This window comes from Hyphomonas sp. BRH_c22 (assembly GCF_000961795.1).
In the GTDB taxonomy this organism is placed as follows: domain Bacteria; phylum Pseudomonadota; class Alphaproteobacteria; order Caulobacterales; family Hyphomonadaceae; genus Hyphomonas.
Genome location: NZ_LADU01000128.1, coordinates 1 through 15,098 on the forward strand (window position 1 = coordinate 1; position 15,098 = coordinate 15,098).

Consider the following 15,098-nt stretch of genomic DNA (forward strand, 5'->3'; position numbering starts at 1 on the left):
ACGCTCGCGCTCATCGGCCCCTTGCCGGGCCGCTGCAGCACCGTGATGCGCACCGCGCCGCCATCCCCGCAGGCCACCAGCAGCCGGTCGTCCAGCACGGTGCCGGGCGCGGCCCCGCCGCTTGCGCCGCCGGCTTCGCTCATCAGGAGTTTCAGCCGCACAGGCGTACCTTCGCCTTCGGGGGTCCAGTGGCAGAAGGCGCCGGGGAAGGGTGACAGTCCCCTGATCTGGCAATCGACTTCGGCAGCAGGTTTCGTCCAGTCGACCTGCTGATCCTCCGCGCTGATCTTGTGGGCATAGGTAACGCCCGCTTCCGGCTGGGCTTGCGGTGTGATCTCCCCTGCCGCCCATCTTGCCAGCGCGACCGGTGCAAGGTCTGCGGCCAGTTCCGCCAGCCGGTCGTGCAGTGTGCCTGCCGTGGTTGCAGGCGTGATCGGCGTGCGCGCAGACATCAGCACCGGCCCGGTATCGAGCCCCGCATCCATCAGCATCGCGTCCACGCCGGTCTCATGGTCGCCCGCCATGATCGCCCGCTGGATCGGCGCCGCGCCCCGCCAGCGCGGCAGGATCGAGGCATGCATGTTGAGACAGCCAAGCCGCGGTGCATCCAGAATGGCCTGCGGCAGGATCAGCCCATAGGCGACCACCACGGCGGCATCGAGGCCCAGCGCCGCGAAGGCGTCCTGCTCCTCCGCTTTCTTCAGCGATTTAGGCGTGCGCACGGTAAGGCCATTCGCCTCGGCCCAGGCCTGCACCGGCGTCGGCGTCAGCTTCTTGCCCCGGCCCGAAGGGCGCGGCGGCTGCGAGTACACGCACGCAATCTCGTGACCCGCCGCCACCAGCGCGGCGAGCACGTCCACGGCAATCTGCGGGCTGCCCATGAAGGCGATGCGCAAGCGGTCTGTCATGAAAGGGGCTCTAGCCTGATGCTGGTGTGGAATAAAGGTAAAGGATCGCTCGCCAGCCTAAAGCAGGACGCGGCCGCCGATACCGCCCACGCCATGATACCCCAGCCAGATTGCCAATGCGCCTGCCAACAGGATGGCGACAAGCCATCGCACCCAGGCCTTTCGGAACATCAGGCGGCGTCTTCGCGCAGGTTGCGCAGCCTGGCCTTCTTCACCTTGTCGACCGCGCGCTGGCGCTTCAGGCGCGAGAGATAGTCGATGAACAATGTGCCTTCGAGATGGTCCATCTCGTGCTGGATACAGACCGCATAGAGCTCCTCGGCCCATTCCTCGACCGTGTTGCCATTGTAATCCATGTAACGGATCCGGCAGCGCACGGGCCGTTCGACCTGGTCGAAAATATCCGGCACCGACAGGCAGCCCTCTTCATAGGGCTGGGTCTCTTCAACCGTCTCGAGGATTTCCGGGTTCACGAAATAGCGCGGCTGGGGCTCTTCGTCCTCGCGGGCAAGATCCATCACGATCACGCGCAGCGGCACGCCGACCTGTATTGCGGCGAGGCCAATGCCCGGCGCGTCATACATGGTTTCCAGCATGTCATCCATCAGCGCGCGGACCTCGTCTGTCACGCCGCCTTCAACAGGTTTCGACACCTCCTTGAGGCGTGGGTCGGGTACAGTGAGGATCTCGCGAATGGCCATGAGGGTCAGATATGAAGGGAAGGGCGTCTGGTCAACTGTTACGGTTCATTCCGCCGGGACTTTGGGAGATTCCAGACCGAGCGGCAGCTCGCCCGTGCGGTCGGTCGGATTGGTCCGGCTCTCGATCTGCTTCGGTTCCGGCAGCGCCTTGTTCGGCGGGGCAATTTCCATGTCCTCGAACTTGCGCAGGGTTGGCAATACCCGCTTGTCGAAAGATCCCATGGCCGAATTGAAATGGTCGACAGAGCCATTCAGCGTCTTTCCGAGCTTCTCGATATGGCCGAGCATGACGCCCATCCGGTTATACAGTTCGGCGCCGAGTTCCGCCGCCGCCATGGCATTCTCGTTCTGGTGATGCTGGCGCCAGAGGTGCGCCACCGTTTTGGCCAGCGCGATCAATGTTGTCGGCGTCGTGACGATCACCTGTTTGGACATCGCCCTTTCGATGAGATCGGGTGCCTCCTGAAGCGCCGCCGCGAAAAAGTTCTCCCCCGGTATGAACATGGCGATATAGTCAAACCGGTTGCCGAGGTTCGACTGGTAGTCCTTGGACGCCAGCGTGGTGACGTGTCGCTGCACGCTGGTGGCATGCGCCTTCAGGTGGAGGATTTTCTGGGCGGGATCTTCTGCTTCAACTGCCGCCATGTAGGAGGCAAGCGACACTTTGGAATCGATCACTATCTGCCGGTCGCCCGGCAGGCGGATGATGGCATCCGGGCGCTGGCGGCCTTCCTCGGTCTCGTCATGCACCTGCTCGCTGAAGTCGCAATGAGCCGACAGGCCGGCCTGTTCCATCACGTTGCGAAGTGTCATCTCGCCCCAGCGTCCGCCGCCCTTGGGCGCGGTCAGCGCGTTGACCAGCTTGCCGGTCTCGGCGGTGTTGCGGTGCAGGCTTTCGCCGATGGCCTTCACCTGTTCCGACAGGAGCGACTTGTCCTCGGTGCGGACCTTTTCAAGATCGTCGACGCGCTTCTTGAACGCATCGAAATTCTCGCCGATCGGCTTCATCAGCTCCTTGAGCTCACCTTGCGCGCCTTCCCGGTGCCGCTTGAACGTCTCGTCGGCGCGTTCGAGAAACATGGCGTTTGCCCGCTGCAACACGCCCTGCGCCAGTTGCGCGAACTTGCTCTCGTCCTCTTCGCTGCGGGCGCGCGCTTCGGCCAGCGCGATTTCGGCCTGCCGGGCGATTTCCTGCTGTGCTCGCAGGGCCTGCCGTGTGGTCTCGAGGTCGGCCTCGGTGCGCGCCAGATCGCGGTGCACGAGGCCTGCCTTGCCACGCAAGGCCCAGGCCAGTACGCCAAGCCCGATCACGCCCAGCAACAGGATGATATGCACGGCGTCGAGTCCGGCGCTTCCAATGGTAATAATAGGTGTCATTGCGATATCCTGCCACGATTCTCGTGGAACATATCTAGAACGAGGTCACCTGTCACGCGTCGAAGACGGCACGCGTTTGCCTAGCCATTGTTCGGTGCGCCGGCCAGTGCATTCAGGCTTTCGATCAGGTCTGCTGTAATCGTGCCGGTCACCGGAAGATTGTTGGCCTTCTCATAGTCGCGGATCGCCCTGGCTGTGCCGGCGCCCACAACGCCATCGGGCGTGCCGACATCATAGCCGAGCGCCGACAGCGCGACCTGAACGCCCTGAACCTGCAGCGGGTTACCCGTGTTCCAGGGCTGGGCCCCGAACCGGCCATTGCTGATGGCGTTGTCGCGTGAGGCTTCCCAGAACACCGCGCGGGCGCTGGCCTGCTCTGCGGCCTCTGCCGACACGCGGCCCGTCAGGTCAGCAATCTTGGCAGGCGCGCCGGGATCGCCATTCTTGCCGGCCACCTGGAACCAGAACAGGGCTTCGGTCAGGTTGGGGCTGATGCCGAGGCCCTGCTCGTAGAGAACACCCAGATTGTACTGGCTGTCCACGATGCCGAATTCGGCCGCCTTGCGGAACCATTCAACGGCGCCCGCATAGCTTTGCGTCCCGCCTTCACCCTCGGCCATGAAGACGGCGAGGTCGTGCATCGCTTTCACATTGCCGCCATTGGCCGCCTTTTCGGTCCACTCACGCGCCAGTGTCAGGTCCTTTGGTACGCCATTGCCTTTCTCGTGCAGCTTGGCGAGGCCATATTGCGCAATCGGCAGGCCCTTGCTGGCAGACTTACGCATCAGGGCGGCGCCAGACGCGAAATCGCCAGCGGAAATGCGTTCCTGGGCCAGCTGGTATTGGGCAATGTGGTTGCCGGAGGCGGCAGCGCTTTCAACCGTGACAAAAGGCGAGATGGCCGGAAACCGTGCCACAGGGGCGGCTGCGGCGATTTCGGCTGTCTCAGGTGCCGGTTGGGGTGTGCGCTCTGCAGGGGCGGAGACAGACATCACGGATGGCGCCGCCTCAAACAGGTCGGCATCGGCCGCTGCGGTTTCCACCACGGCCGGTGTTTCGGTTCCGGCTTCTGCTTCGGTCATGGTGGCCGCAGCAATGGCCTCTTCGGCAACTGAGGCTGACTCCGCATTGCCCGCAGCGGCGCCCGGATCAACATAGGTGTCGACCGATGCGGCCATGACAGGCGCTTCCTGCTTGCCGCGGATATAGAGATAGCCGCCCACGGCCGCGCCGGTAATCACCACGGCAGAGGCCGCTGCATAAAGCGGCAGCCTGCTCGAACTGGATTTCGCCCGCACGCCGTTGAAGTTCGGCTTGTCGGTGCTGCGGCGATTGCGCTGGTGCGGTTGCTGGCCGTGCGTGCCTGCCGCGACGATGGCGGCGCGCCGCGCCCGGGCAATATAGTCGCTGGTGTCGCCTTCACGAATCTCGATCGGTTCCTCGAAGGGATTGGGGAAATGGCCGGGCGTATCCAGGGTCTCGGCAGCTGGTTCCACCTTTGGCGATATCAGCGCGAGAAAATCCTCGTCCTCGAAATCATCGGTGTCGAAAATGTCCGACGCGCGGGCTTCCGAATGACTGTCGTGAACCCCGTCGATCCCGTCGAGCTCTGCCAGCGGGTCGAAATAGGTTTCCGGGCCGAGTTCTGCCTGCGACGCCGGCAGGGCAGGTGCCTCGTCCGCTTCATCGGTGTGTTCAGCCGCAAAATTCTCGAACCGCTTGCTCAGCATGTCCTCGAAATCGGATTCATAGGGCGTTTCCCGGTTTTCGATTGCTGCGTCCCAGCCGGCGATGCCGGCTTCGAAGAAAACGTCATCGCTGACGGGATCTTCCGGCATGTCGGCAAAGATCGTATCGTCATCTTCGCTTTCGGCGGTGGCTTCCGGCGCCGCAGCGGCAGGACTGTCAGCGAACATGTCGTCATCGTCGTCGATCTCGGGCAGGCCGGGTTCGAAAGCCTCGTCCTGGTCTTCGAATACTGGCGTCACGCCGGGCAATTCGGCGGCAAAGTCAGGCGCGGCAGGCAGCGCGTCAGCGCCCGCCGGGTCTGCATAGGGCGGCGCGTTGAACTCTTCGAGGCTTTCCAGCCGCGTGGCCAGGGACGCGATCGCGCGCTGCACAGGTGACAGGGAGGCTGTCGACTGGGCCTGCATGTGTTCCAGGCGTTCCGACACATTGGACAGGGCGTCCGACAGGCGCACATCCGTGCGCTTGCGGCTCTCTTCCATCTGCGAGGCCATTGTCTTGATGGCATCGTCCTGGCGCTTTTGCAGCCGCGTGGCAGCGGTTGCGACCTGTTCGCCGATCTGTTCGATCGCCTCGGCGCTGCGCGTTTCACTGTCGGTTACGCGCCGGTCAATCTGCTCGGCCAGCGAGTCGATCCGCGCGCCCACGGTTTCGCCAAGGCGTTCGACTTCTTCGCGGATCGCTTCACCGGCGGCTGTATCGTCGCGGGCTTCCACATCGCTGATGCGCTGGTCGAAACTGGAGGACATCCGGCTGATCTGGCTGGACACGGTCTCCATGGAGCGGGTTTGCCGCTCCTCGGTCGCGACAAGGCGCTTGTGCACATCGGTGACGTCAGCTGCGAGGCTGGTGAAGGCCTCATTGTCCTGGATATTGGCAGCGCGGGAAATTTCATCGGCCAGTTCAAGCCGGGTCTGGTCCACGGTTTCGCGCAGGGACTTGGTCAGGTCCTCGAACCGGGCCTCGAATTCCTTACGAAGTTTCGTGGCAAGTTCCGGATCGACGGATCCGGCGAGCGCCTCGACACGGTTGTCGAGATGATTGAACGTGGCTTCCAGGCTCTGTAGCGCGGCATCCGTGGTCGTCTCGGCGCGGTTCAGTCGTTCCTGGATGCGCAGCAGCGTGCTTTCCATGGAATCCAGCGCGCCGGAGACGTCTGATTCCACGGCGGTCAGGCGTTGTTCGCTCTCTTCGACCTTGGCGAAACGCTGCTTCACGTCGCTTTCGAGCGAGTTGATCCGCGTTGACAGTTCGCGCGTGGCACCCTCGGAGCGTTGCTGGGCCTGCTCGACCGCGCGCTCAACGCGGGCGGCGGCGTCTGACAATTTCGACTCGACCCGCGTTTCCACGCCCTCGACCCGGTCGGTCAGATCGGCAAATCCGGCTTCAACCCGGCCCTTGATGGCCTGGGCTTCATTCTGGGCGAGCTCGCCTTCTTCATTGACGTGGTTCGCCAGCTTGCCGAGCGCCTGTTCGAGCGATTTGAGCGCTTCAAGGTTCTGCTTGGCCGTATCGTCCTGCTCGAGCCGGCGGACCTTGGACTGGAGCGCTTCATACGTGTCGCGGATCTCGTCCATCAGGCTTTCGACATGGCCGACCACGGCATTGCTGTTGCCTTCGGCCCTTTCCAGCTTCGCCACCAGGCCGAGAACGGTATGATCCATGCCGGTGATTGCCAGCGTCGAGCGGGCTTCTGCCGCCTCGATCCGCCGGGTCAGGCGGTCCAGCGTGCTGGAGGCCGCATCCGGCCGGGGGCGCGGCGTGCGGAACAGCGACGAGATTTCGTTATGCTGTTCTTCCTCGTCCGTCATCAGCAGGCGGTTCAGGTATTCACCCAGCGTGAGACCTTCCGCGTTCGCGGCTTCGCGCGCCGCATCGCGTGCGCGCTGGTCAATGCCTTTGACACTCCAGGGCCCTGTCTGGTTCATCCCGGACTCTCCTCACGCGGCCCGCGAAGTTAACGCAGCGGGCAGATTCGTTCACATATTCCTACGGTGATGACAGGTCGGGTCTTAAAGCGAAGTTAAAGGTAAATATTTTCCCGCAATCTGGTAACGGATGAGCCTATCCCATTTACCATGGGGAATGTTTCCGTGCACGTTCGCGTAAAGTTGACGTTGACGTTCGCGGAACCCTTGGTCTAAACTCTTTTCATGTATCACAAGACATCACACATTTCCGCCGCCGACAGCCGCACCTTCACGATTTCCGAGCTTGCCCGGGAATATGGTGTGACGCCGCGTGCCCTTCGCTTCTATGAAGACAAGGACATGCTGCATCCGGCGCGCGATGGCATGACCCGTGTCTATTCGAACCGGGATCGTGCTCGCCTTACGATTATCGTGCGCCTCAAGCGCCTCGGCCTTCCCCTGGCGGATATTCGTGAAATTCTCGACCTTTACGTGCTTGACGATGGCGAGCGGGCTCAGAAGTACATGATGCTCGACAAGTTCCGCAAGCAGGTCAAAGAGCTGGAAGTCCAGCGCGAAGATATCGACACGGCGCTGACCGAACTTCGCAAGGGCATCATCTGGCTTGAGGAACTGATCCAGAAGGTCGGCCCCAATGAAGAGGGCAAGCGGCAGGTTGCGGCCTATGAAGCGGTCGCCCGCCGGCAGCTCGACGAAGTCTGATCCCTCTTTATTTTCCTGAGTTCTGGCAACTGGAACGACCTTTCTAGAACGTGTGTCTAGAATGGCGCCAGTTGCCATTTTCAATTACGAGGAAGCTCCATCCATGCCCCGTTACGACGCCCCGGTCCGCGACATGCAATTCATTCTGCATGAGGTCCTGCAGCTGCAGAATCACTCGAACCTGCCCGGCTTTGAAGACGCCACGCCTGACCTGATCGACGCGATCCTGGAAGAAGGCGGCAAGTTCGCCAAGGAAGTCCTGTTCCCGCTCAACCATGTCGGCGATGTCCAGGGCTGCAAACGCAATGATGATGCCAGCGTCAAGACGCCCGACGGATTCCCGGAAGCCTACCGCGCGCTGGTCGACAATGGCTGGCCGCTCCTGTCAAAAGACCCGGAAATGGGCGGGCAGGGCCTGCCGCATGTCGTGAACCTCGCCTGGGGCGAGATGATCTCGTCCGCCAACATGGCCTTCGGCATGTATCCCGGCCTGACATCGGGTGCCTATGAGGCGCTGATGGCCGGCGGCTCGGACGCTCAGCGCAAGATGTACGGCCCGAAAATGGCCAGCGCCGAATGGGCCGGCACGATGAACCTGACCGAGCCGCAGTGCGGCACCGATCTCGGCCTGATCAAGACCAAGGCCGTGCCCCAGGCCGATGGCAGCTACAGGATCACCGGCCAGAAGATCTGGATTTCCGGCGGCGAGCAGGACCTGACCGAAAACATCATTCACCTTGTGCTTGCCCGGATCGAGGGCGCCCCGGAAGGCATCAAGGGCATCTCGCTCTTCGTCGTGCCCAAATATATCGTCAAGGAAGACGGCTCGCTCGGCGAGCGCAACGCCTGTTCCTGCGGCGGCCTTGAAGAAAAGATGGGCATCCACGGCAACGCGACCTGCGTCATGAACTATGACGGCGCGACCGGCTGGCTCGTCGGCGAGGAGCACAAGGGCATGCGCACCATGTTCGTCATGATGAACGAAGCCCGCCTCGGCGTCGGGCTGCAGGGCCTCGCCCAGGCCGAGGTCGCCTACCAGAACGCCGTCGATTTCGCGAAGGACCGCGTTCAGGGCCGCTCCCTGAACGGGGCGAAGGCGCCCGAGAAAGTCGCAGACCCGATCATCGTGCATCCCGATGTGCGCCGCATGCTGCTCGACCAGAAAGCCTTTATCGAAGGCGCCCGCGCGTTCGCCTACTGGACCGCGTTCCAGGGTGACCTGCAGCACAAGTCCAAGGATGAGAAGCTCCGGGAACGGGCCTCCGACTATATGGCCCTTCTGACGCCGGTCGTGAAAGCCTACCTGACCCACAAGGGCTCGGAGAGCGCAAACCTCGGCCTGCAGGTCCATGGCGGTTCGGGCTTCACGCGCGAATGGGGCCTCGAACAGTATGTCCGCGATATCCGCATCACCATGATCTATGAAGGCACCAATGGCATTCAGGCGCTCGACCTTGTCGGCCGCAAGCTGGCCAGCAATGGCGGCCGGGCCGTGTTCAGCTTCTTTGCCGAACTGGATGATTTCATCGGCACGGCAGGCGATGATGCCGAGCTCAAGCCCTTCCTCGACGGTCTCACCACCGTGAAGGGCCAGCTGCAGGAAGGCACCAACTGGCTGATGCAGAACGGCATGTCGGACTTCAACAATGCCGGCGCCTCCAGCCACGACTACCTGCACTTGTTCGGCCTCACGGCCCTCGCCTTCATGTGGGCCCGCATGGCCAAGGTGGCGATCGAGAAGAAGGCCGACGGTGATCCGTTCTATGCAGAGAAGCTGATGACCGGCCAGTACTTCCTGGACCGCATGCTGCCGGATGCTGCCGCCCATCTCGCGAAAGTGAAAACCGGCGCGAGCTCCATGATGGCCCTGCCGGCAGAGGCGTTCTGATCCACGGCGACAGGCTGCAGGCCTTGAGTCTGCGGCCTGACGCGGCGTGACGTCTGTGCAAAGGGGCCTGCGTATCCTACATGTTTACGCGAACGTAAACGGAAGTTTCCGCAAGGTAATACAGGAAAGACGTACCCATGCTTGAGAGCCCACTGAACGTGCCGAAATCCAACTGGCGCAACGACGAGGAAATGGATATTTTCTCAGACGCCGTGGGCCAGTTTTTCGAGAAGGAATGTACGCCGCATGTCCCGGCCTGGCGCAAGGCAGGCGTTGTCCCGCGGGAGATCTGGACCAAGGCGGGCGAGATGGGCCTGCTCTGCGCCTCCGTGCCGGAAGAATATGGCGGGGCAGGGGGCGACTTCCGCCACGAAGCCGTGATCATCGAGCAGCAGCAGTGGAAGGGCGTCGACGGCTTCGGCATCACGCTCCACAATGCGATCATTGCGCCCTACATCACGGCCTTCGGCACGGAAGAACAGAAGCGCCGCTGGCTGCCGCGCATGGCGTCGGGCGAACTCGTCACCGCCATCGCCATGACCGAACCCGGCGCTGGCTCTGACCTCCAGAACATCAAGACGACGGCCATCAAGGATGGCAATGGCTATGTCATCAACGGCTCGAAGACCTTCATCTCGAACGGCCAGACCGCGAACCTCATCCTCGTCTGCGCCAAGACCGATCCCTCGCAGGGTGCCAAGGGCATCTCGATCCTGTGCGTTGAAACAGAGGAGGTCGAAGGCTTCGAGCGCGGCCGCAATCTCGAAAAGGTCGGCCAGCACGCGGCCGATACGTCCGAACTGTTCTTCAATGACGTGAAGGTGCCCGCCAGTGCCCTGCTCGGCGAGGAAGAAGGCAAGGGCTTCGTCCAGCTGATGCAGAAGCTGCCGCAGGAGCGCCACGTCATCGGCCTCCAGGGCATCGGCATGATCGAGCGCGCGATCCACGAGACCGTCGCGTACGTCAAGGGCCGCAAGGCCTTCGGCAAGACGATCTTCGATTTCCAGAACACGCAGTTCAAGCTGGCCGAAGCCAAGACAGAGGCGACTGTCGCAAAAGTGTTTGCAGACCATTGCACGGAATTGCTGCTGAAGGGCGAACTCGATGCAGCCACGGCCTCCATGTCGAAATACTGGATATCCGATCTCCAGTGCAAGATCATCGACGAATGCCTTCAGCTGCATGGCGGCTTCGGCTATATGGATGAGTATCCCATCGCCCAGATGTATGCCGACGCCCGCGTCCAGCGCATCTATGGCGGCGCCAACGAAGTCATGAAAATGCTCATCGCGAGGACGCTCTAACCACTCATGCCGGACAGCAAGCGCATTACCGAAGTCTTCCCCCAGCCGAGCCCGTCCTCGACGTCGCTCGGCTTCAAGCTCGTCTCGCTCGACCTGAAAAAATGGGAGACACGCGTGCGCTTCGAAGGGCGGCCGGAATTCTGCAATCCGGCAGGCGTGATCCAGGGTGGCTACCTGGTCGCCATGATGGATGATACGATTGGCATGCTGGCTGGCATGAAGGCGGGCAATCGCGCGCTGCCCTCCACGGTGGACCTGCACACGCATTTCCTGCGTCCGGTCCGTCAGGGCGCCATCGAGGTGGTGGCCCGCCTGCGCAATATCGGCCGCGCGATGGTCTTCGCCGAGGCCGAACTCTACGATTCCCGCGGCAAGGAAGCAGCCCGCTGCGCCGCGAGCCTCACGCTTAACCCGGTGAATTCACCGGCAACCTGATCAAACAGTTTTAAAGGAGCCCCTCCCATGAATGAAGCCTATGTCTATGACGCCGTCCGCACCCCGCGCGGCAAGGGGAAGTCGTCCGGCTCCCTGCACGAAATCACCGCCCTCAGCCTCGGTACGCAGGTGCTGCAGGCAATCCGTGACCGGAATGAACTCGATACCGCCCTCGTTGACGATGTCGTCTTCGGCTGCGTCTCGCCGGTGGGCGAGCAGGGCGGCGATATTGCCCGCATTGCGGTCCTGAACGCTGACTATGCCGACACGACGGCTGGCGTGCAGGTCGACCGCTTCTGCGCTTCGGGCCTTGAAGCCTGCAACATGGCCGCCTCGAAAGTGATGACTGGCGAGGCCGACATGGCGATTGGCGGCGGTGTGGAAAGCATGAGCCGTGTGCCGATGGGCGCGGCGGGCGGAGCCTGGTCGACCGATCCGCAGATTGCCATAAAATCATACTTCTCGCCGCAGGGCGTGGGTGCTGACACGATTGCCACCAAATGGGGCTTTTCGCGCGATGACGTCGATGCCTTCGCGGTCGAAAGCCAGAAGCGCGCCGCCCGCGCCTGGACCGAAGGCCGGTTTGCCAAATCCATCATCCCGGTAAAGGACCAGATGGGCGGCATCCGCCTAGACCATGACGAACACATGCGCCCCGATGCAGACATGCAGTCGCTGGCCGCACTGCAGCCCTCCTTCATCGGCATGGGCGCCATGGGTTTTGATGAAATCATCAAACAGCGCTATCCCGAACTGGAAGCGATCAACCATGTCCACCACGCCGGCAACTCGTCGGGCATCGTGGATGGCGCATCTGCGGTGCTCTTCGGCTCGAAGGAAATGGGCGAGCGTTTCGGCATGAAGCCGCGCGCGCGCATTCGCGCCATGGCCTCCATCGGCTCCGAGCCGGGCATCATGCTGACTGGCCCGACTGACGTCTCCCTGAAGGCGCTGAAGAAGGCCGGGATGAACCCGGAAGACATCGATCTTTACGAACTGAACGAAGCCTTTGCCTCGGTCGTTCTCCTGATGATGCACAATCTCAACATCCCGCACGACAAAATGAACGTGAACGGCGGCGCCATCGCCATGGGCCACCCATTGGGCGCCACCGGCGGCATGCTGATGGGCACCATGGTCGACGAGCTGGAGCGGTCCGGCAAGGAAACCGCGCTGATCACGCTCTGCGTCGGCGCCGGCATGGGCACCGCGACCATCATCGAGCGCGTTTAATCCTTACCCGAATTACTGGAAGACTGACATGAAACTCGAAACATTCTCATTCGATATCGACGCGGACGGCATTGCCCATGCCGTGTTCGACGTGCCCGGCCGAAGCATGAACACGCTGACCGGCAAGGCCGTCGCCGACATCATCGCCATCACGCAGGAAGTCGCGACCAATGACGCGATCAAGGGCCTCGTGCTCTCGTCCGGCAAGGCCAGCGGCTTCTGCGCGGGCGCAGACCTCGGCGAAATGGGCGACCGTGCCGGAAGCGGCGGCGCCGCCGAGCCCAAGAGCGAGGCCGAGATCAAGAAGGCCCAGTTCGACGCGGGCTTTTCGCTCAACAAGACGCTCCGCCAGCTTGAAACCTGCGGCAAGCCTGTCGCTGTCGCCCTCAATGGCCTTGCCCTTGGCGGCGGGCTCGAAGTGGCGCTGGCCGGTCATTACCGCGTGGCGGCCAATGACAATCCGAAGCTGCAATTCGGCCTGCCGGAAGCCAAGATCGGTCTCCTTCCCGGCGCCGGTGGCACGCAGCGCCTGCCGCGCCTCGTGGGCGTGCAAACGGCCCTGCCGCTGATCCTCCAGGGCGAAAGCTTCAATGCCGAGAAGGCGCTCGCCATGGGCGTCGTCAACGAACTTGCCCCATCGTCGGAAACCGTTGCCAGGGCCAAGGCCTGGGTGAAGGCCAATCCGAAGGCCAAGGCGCCGTGGGACGAAAAAGGCTACAAGGTTCCGGGCGGCGTGCCGCACAAGAGCCCAGGCGCAGGCCAGGTGGCAACCATGGCAAACGCCATGCTGCACGCCAAGACCTATGGCAATTATCCGGCCCAGCTGAACATCCTCTCCTGCGTCTATGAAGGCATTCAGGTGCCGATTGATGCCGGCCTGCGCATCGAGACGCGCTATTTCATCAACACGCAGCAGCGGCCAGAGGCGAAAGCCATGATCCGCTCGCTCTTCCTGTCGACGCAGGCCCTGTCCAAGGGTGCCAACCGTCCGGCGGGCTATCCGAAGTATGAGCTGAAGAAGGTGGCCGTGATCGGCGCGGGCCTGATGGGCGCGGGCATTGCCTACGAACAGGCGCGTGCCGGTATCGAGACCATTATTGTCGACGTCTCGGCCGAAAATGCCGAGAAGGGGAAGGATTATTCCCGCAAGCTGGTCGAGAAAAACGTCTCGCGCGGCAAGATGACCAAGGAAAAGGGCGAGGCCCTGCTTGCCCTGATCAAGCCGACTGCGAACTATGACGACTTCAAAGGTGCTGACCTTGTCGTCGAAGCTGTGTTCGAGAACCCTGAACTGAAGGCGCAGATCACCAAGCAGGCCGAGGCCCAGCTGTCCGATACGGCCGTCATGGGCTCCAACACGTCCACGCTGCCGATAACCGGTCTTGCCGAAGCCTCGGTTCGCCCGGCCAATTTCATCGGGATCCACTTCTTCTCGCCGGTTGAGCGGATGGGCCTCGTCGAGATCATCAGTGGCAAGGAAACCAGCGAGGAAACGCTGGCCAAGGCAATCGATTACGTGCTGGCCATTCGCAAGACGCCGATCGTGGTCAATGACAGCCGTGGCTTCTACACCTCGCGCTGTTTCGGCACCTATACGCAGGAAGGCCTCGAAATGCTCGGCGAAGGCATCAAGCCGGCCATCATCGAGAATGTCGGCCGCCAGTCCGGCATGCCGATGGGGCCGCTGGAAGTGTCCGACTCCGTCGGCCTCGATACCGCCCTCAAGGTCGGCCGCCAGATGGCGCAGGCCACCGGCATCGACTATGGCAATGATCCGCGCGGCCAGATGATGGCCTGGCTGGTTGAAGACCAGGGCCGGGTTGGCCGCAAGGCAGGCAAGGGCTTCTATGACTATGACGACAAGGGCAAGCCTGCGCGCCTCTGGCCGGAACTGAACACCCAGATCGAGGTCAAGGTGGATGAGTGCCCGCCAGCCATGAAGAAGGAGCTGATCAGCCGCTTCCTCGTGCGCCAGGCCATTGAAGTGGCCCGCTGCTTCGAGGAAGGCGTCATCACCGATGCACGCGATGCCGACATCGGCTCGATCCTCGCCTGGGGCTTTGCGCCGTACACGGGCGGCTGTGCCAGCTATGTCGACCTGATCTGGGGCATCAAGCCCTTCGTCGCGGAGGCAGACCGCCTGGCCGACGCCTATGGCGAACGCTTCCGCCCGGGCAAGCTCCTGCGCGACATGGCCGCCAAGGGCGAAGGCTTCTACGACCGCTTCCCGCCCGCCGAAGCGAAAGCCAAAGCCGCCGCCTGATCGCGCGATCAAGAGACCAAAACAAAAGGCCGGAGCATCACTGCTCCGGCCTTTTTTGTTTCGTGCGATGTATCCGGGCCTTACTCGCCGCGGGCGCGGGCCCACCAGCCCTTGCGCTTTGGACCGGTATCTTCGGTCTTGGCGGGTTCGGGCTTTGGTTCCGGTTTGGGCTCAGGTGCCGTGTCGGCCAATGCGGGTTCCTTGACCGGTTCGGCTTTTGCCGGTTCCGGTTCCGGGGCTGGCTCGGGCTCCGGGGCAGGGGCAGCAGCCTCGGCCACCGACTTGGTCTCGGCAGGCGCTTCGGCCTCGGCCGCTGGTTTCGGCTTGGCGCGTGACCGGCGGGCGCGTTTCGGCTTCTCCGGCGCGGCCTCTGCATCGGTCTCGGCTGGCGCTTCAGGTTCGCTGACGGTCACGTCTTCCGGTGAAGCAACCGGCACAGCCTTCGCCTCGCTTGGCGCATCAGCGTCGAGCATTTCCGGCGCACTTGCCGAAAGGCCGTCCAGATAGGCTCCGCCATCGGCCGGGGCATCATCCGTTCCTTCGGCACGCTCTTCGCCAGCTGGCTTGCGCCGGCGGCGTCCGCCCCGGCGGCCCCGGCGACGGCGCTTGC

Annotated in this window: 10 protein-coding genes and 1 pseudogene; 6 read left to right on the forward strand and 5 right to left on the reverse strand. The window is 62.8% G+C overall.

The window, feature by feature from the left end; genetic code table 11:
• The 4 genes from fmt to VR74_RS18405 all read right to left on the reverse strand — a co-directional run.
• Nucleotides 1-908 (reverse strand): methionyl-tRNA formyltransferase (fmt, locus tag VR74_RS18390; RefSeq protein ID WP_045699293.1); only part of this gene is annotated, 908 nt, incomplete at its 3' end.
• Nucleotides 909-1,078: 170 nt separating this feature from the next.
• Entirely contained in the window at nt 1,079-1,609 is a 531-nt protein-coding gene (gene def / locus VR74_RS18395) for a peptide deformylase (RefSeq protein ID WP_045699295.1), read from the reverse strand.
• A gap of 45 nt (nt 1,610-1,654) precedes the next feature.
• Nucleotides 1,655-2,986: a DNA recombination protein RmuC gene (gene rmuC, locus VR74_RS18400; RefSeq protein ID WP_045699297.1), complete on the reverse strand. Its 1,332-nt coding sequence runs from the start codon at nt 2,984-2,986 to the stop codon at nt 1,655-1,657.
• 80 nt (nt 2,987-3,066) lie between these two features.
• Nucleotides 3,067-6,660, reverse strand: a complete 3,594-nt coding sequence (locus VR74_RS18405; protein WP_045699298.1) for a peptidoglycan-binding protein — start codon at nt 6,658-6,660, stop codon at nt 3,067-3,069.
• Between the two features lie 225 nt (nt 6,661-6,885).
• Here VR74_RS18405 and VR74_RS18410 point away from each other — a divergent pair, with 225 nt between their 5' ends.
• From VR74_RS18410 to VR74_RS18435, 6 genes are all read left to right on the forward strand, one after another.
• Complete coding sequence (locus VR74_RS18410) at nt 6,886-7,365, forward strand: MerR family DNA-binding transcriptional regulator (RefSeq protein WP_045699300.1); 480 nt, start codon at nt 6,886-6,888, stop codon at nt 7,363-7,365.
• 103 nt (nt 7,366-7,468) lie between these two features.
• Nucleotides 7,469-9,253, forward strand: a complete 1,785-nt coding sequence (locus tag VR74_RS18415; RefSeq protein WP_045699314.1) for an acyl-CoA dehydrogenase C-terminal domain-containing protein — start codon at nt 7,469-7,471, stop codon at nt 9,251-9,253.
• Nucleotides 9,254-9,390: 137 nt separating this feature from the next.
• Nucleotides 9,391-10,557, forward strand: coding sequence for an acyl-CoA dehydrogenase family protein (locus VR74_RS18420; RefSeq protein WP_045699302.1), 1,167 nt, complete (start codon nt 9,391-9,393; stop codon nt 10,555-10,557).
• Between the two features lie 6 nt (nt 10,558-10,563).
• Entirely contained in the window at nt 10,564-10,992 is a 429-nt protein-coding gene (locus tag VR74_RS18425) for a PaaI family thioesterase (protein WP_045699304.1), read from the forward strand.
• Between the two features lie 27 nt (nt 10,993-11,019).
• On the forward strand, nt 11,020-12,225 hold the full coding sequence (locus VR74_RS18430; protein WP_045699306.1) for an acetyl-CoA C-acetyltransferase: 1,206 nt from the start codon (nt 11,020-11,022) through the stop codon (nt 12,223-12,225).
• Nucleotides 12,226-12,253: 28 nt separating this feature from the next.
• Nucleotides 12,254-14,488: a 3-hydroxyacyl-CoA dehydrogenase NAD-binding domain-containing protein gene (locus tag VR74_RS18435; protein WP_045699311.1), complete on the forward strand. Its 2,235-nt coding sequence runs from the start codon at nt 12,254-12,256 to the stop codon at nt 14,486-14,488.
• A gap of 80 nt (nt 14,489-14,568) precedes the next feature.
• Here VR74_RS18435 and VR74_RS18440 read toward each other — a convergent pair.
• Nucleotides 14,569-15,098: pseudogene (locus VR74_RS18440) on the reverse strand (ribonuclease E/G); the annotation flags it as partial.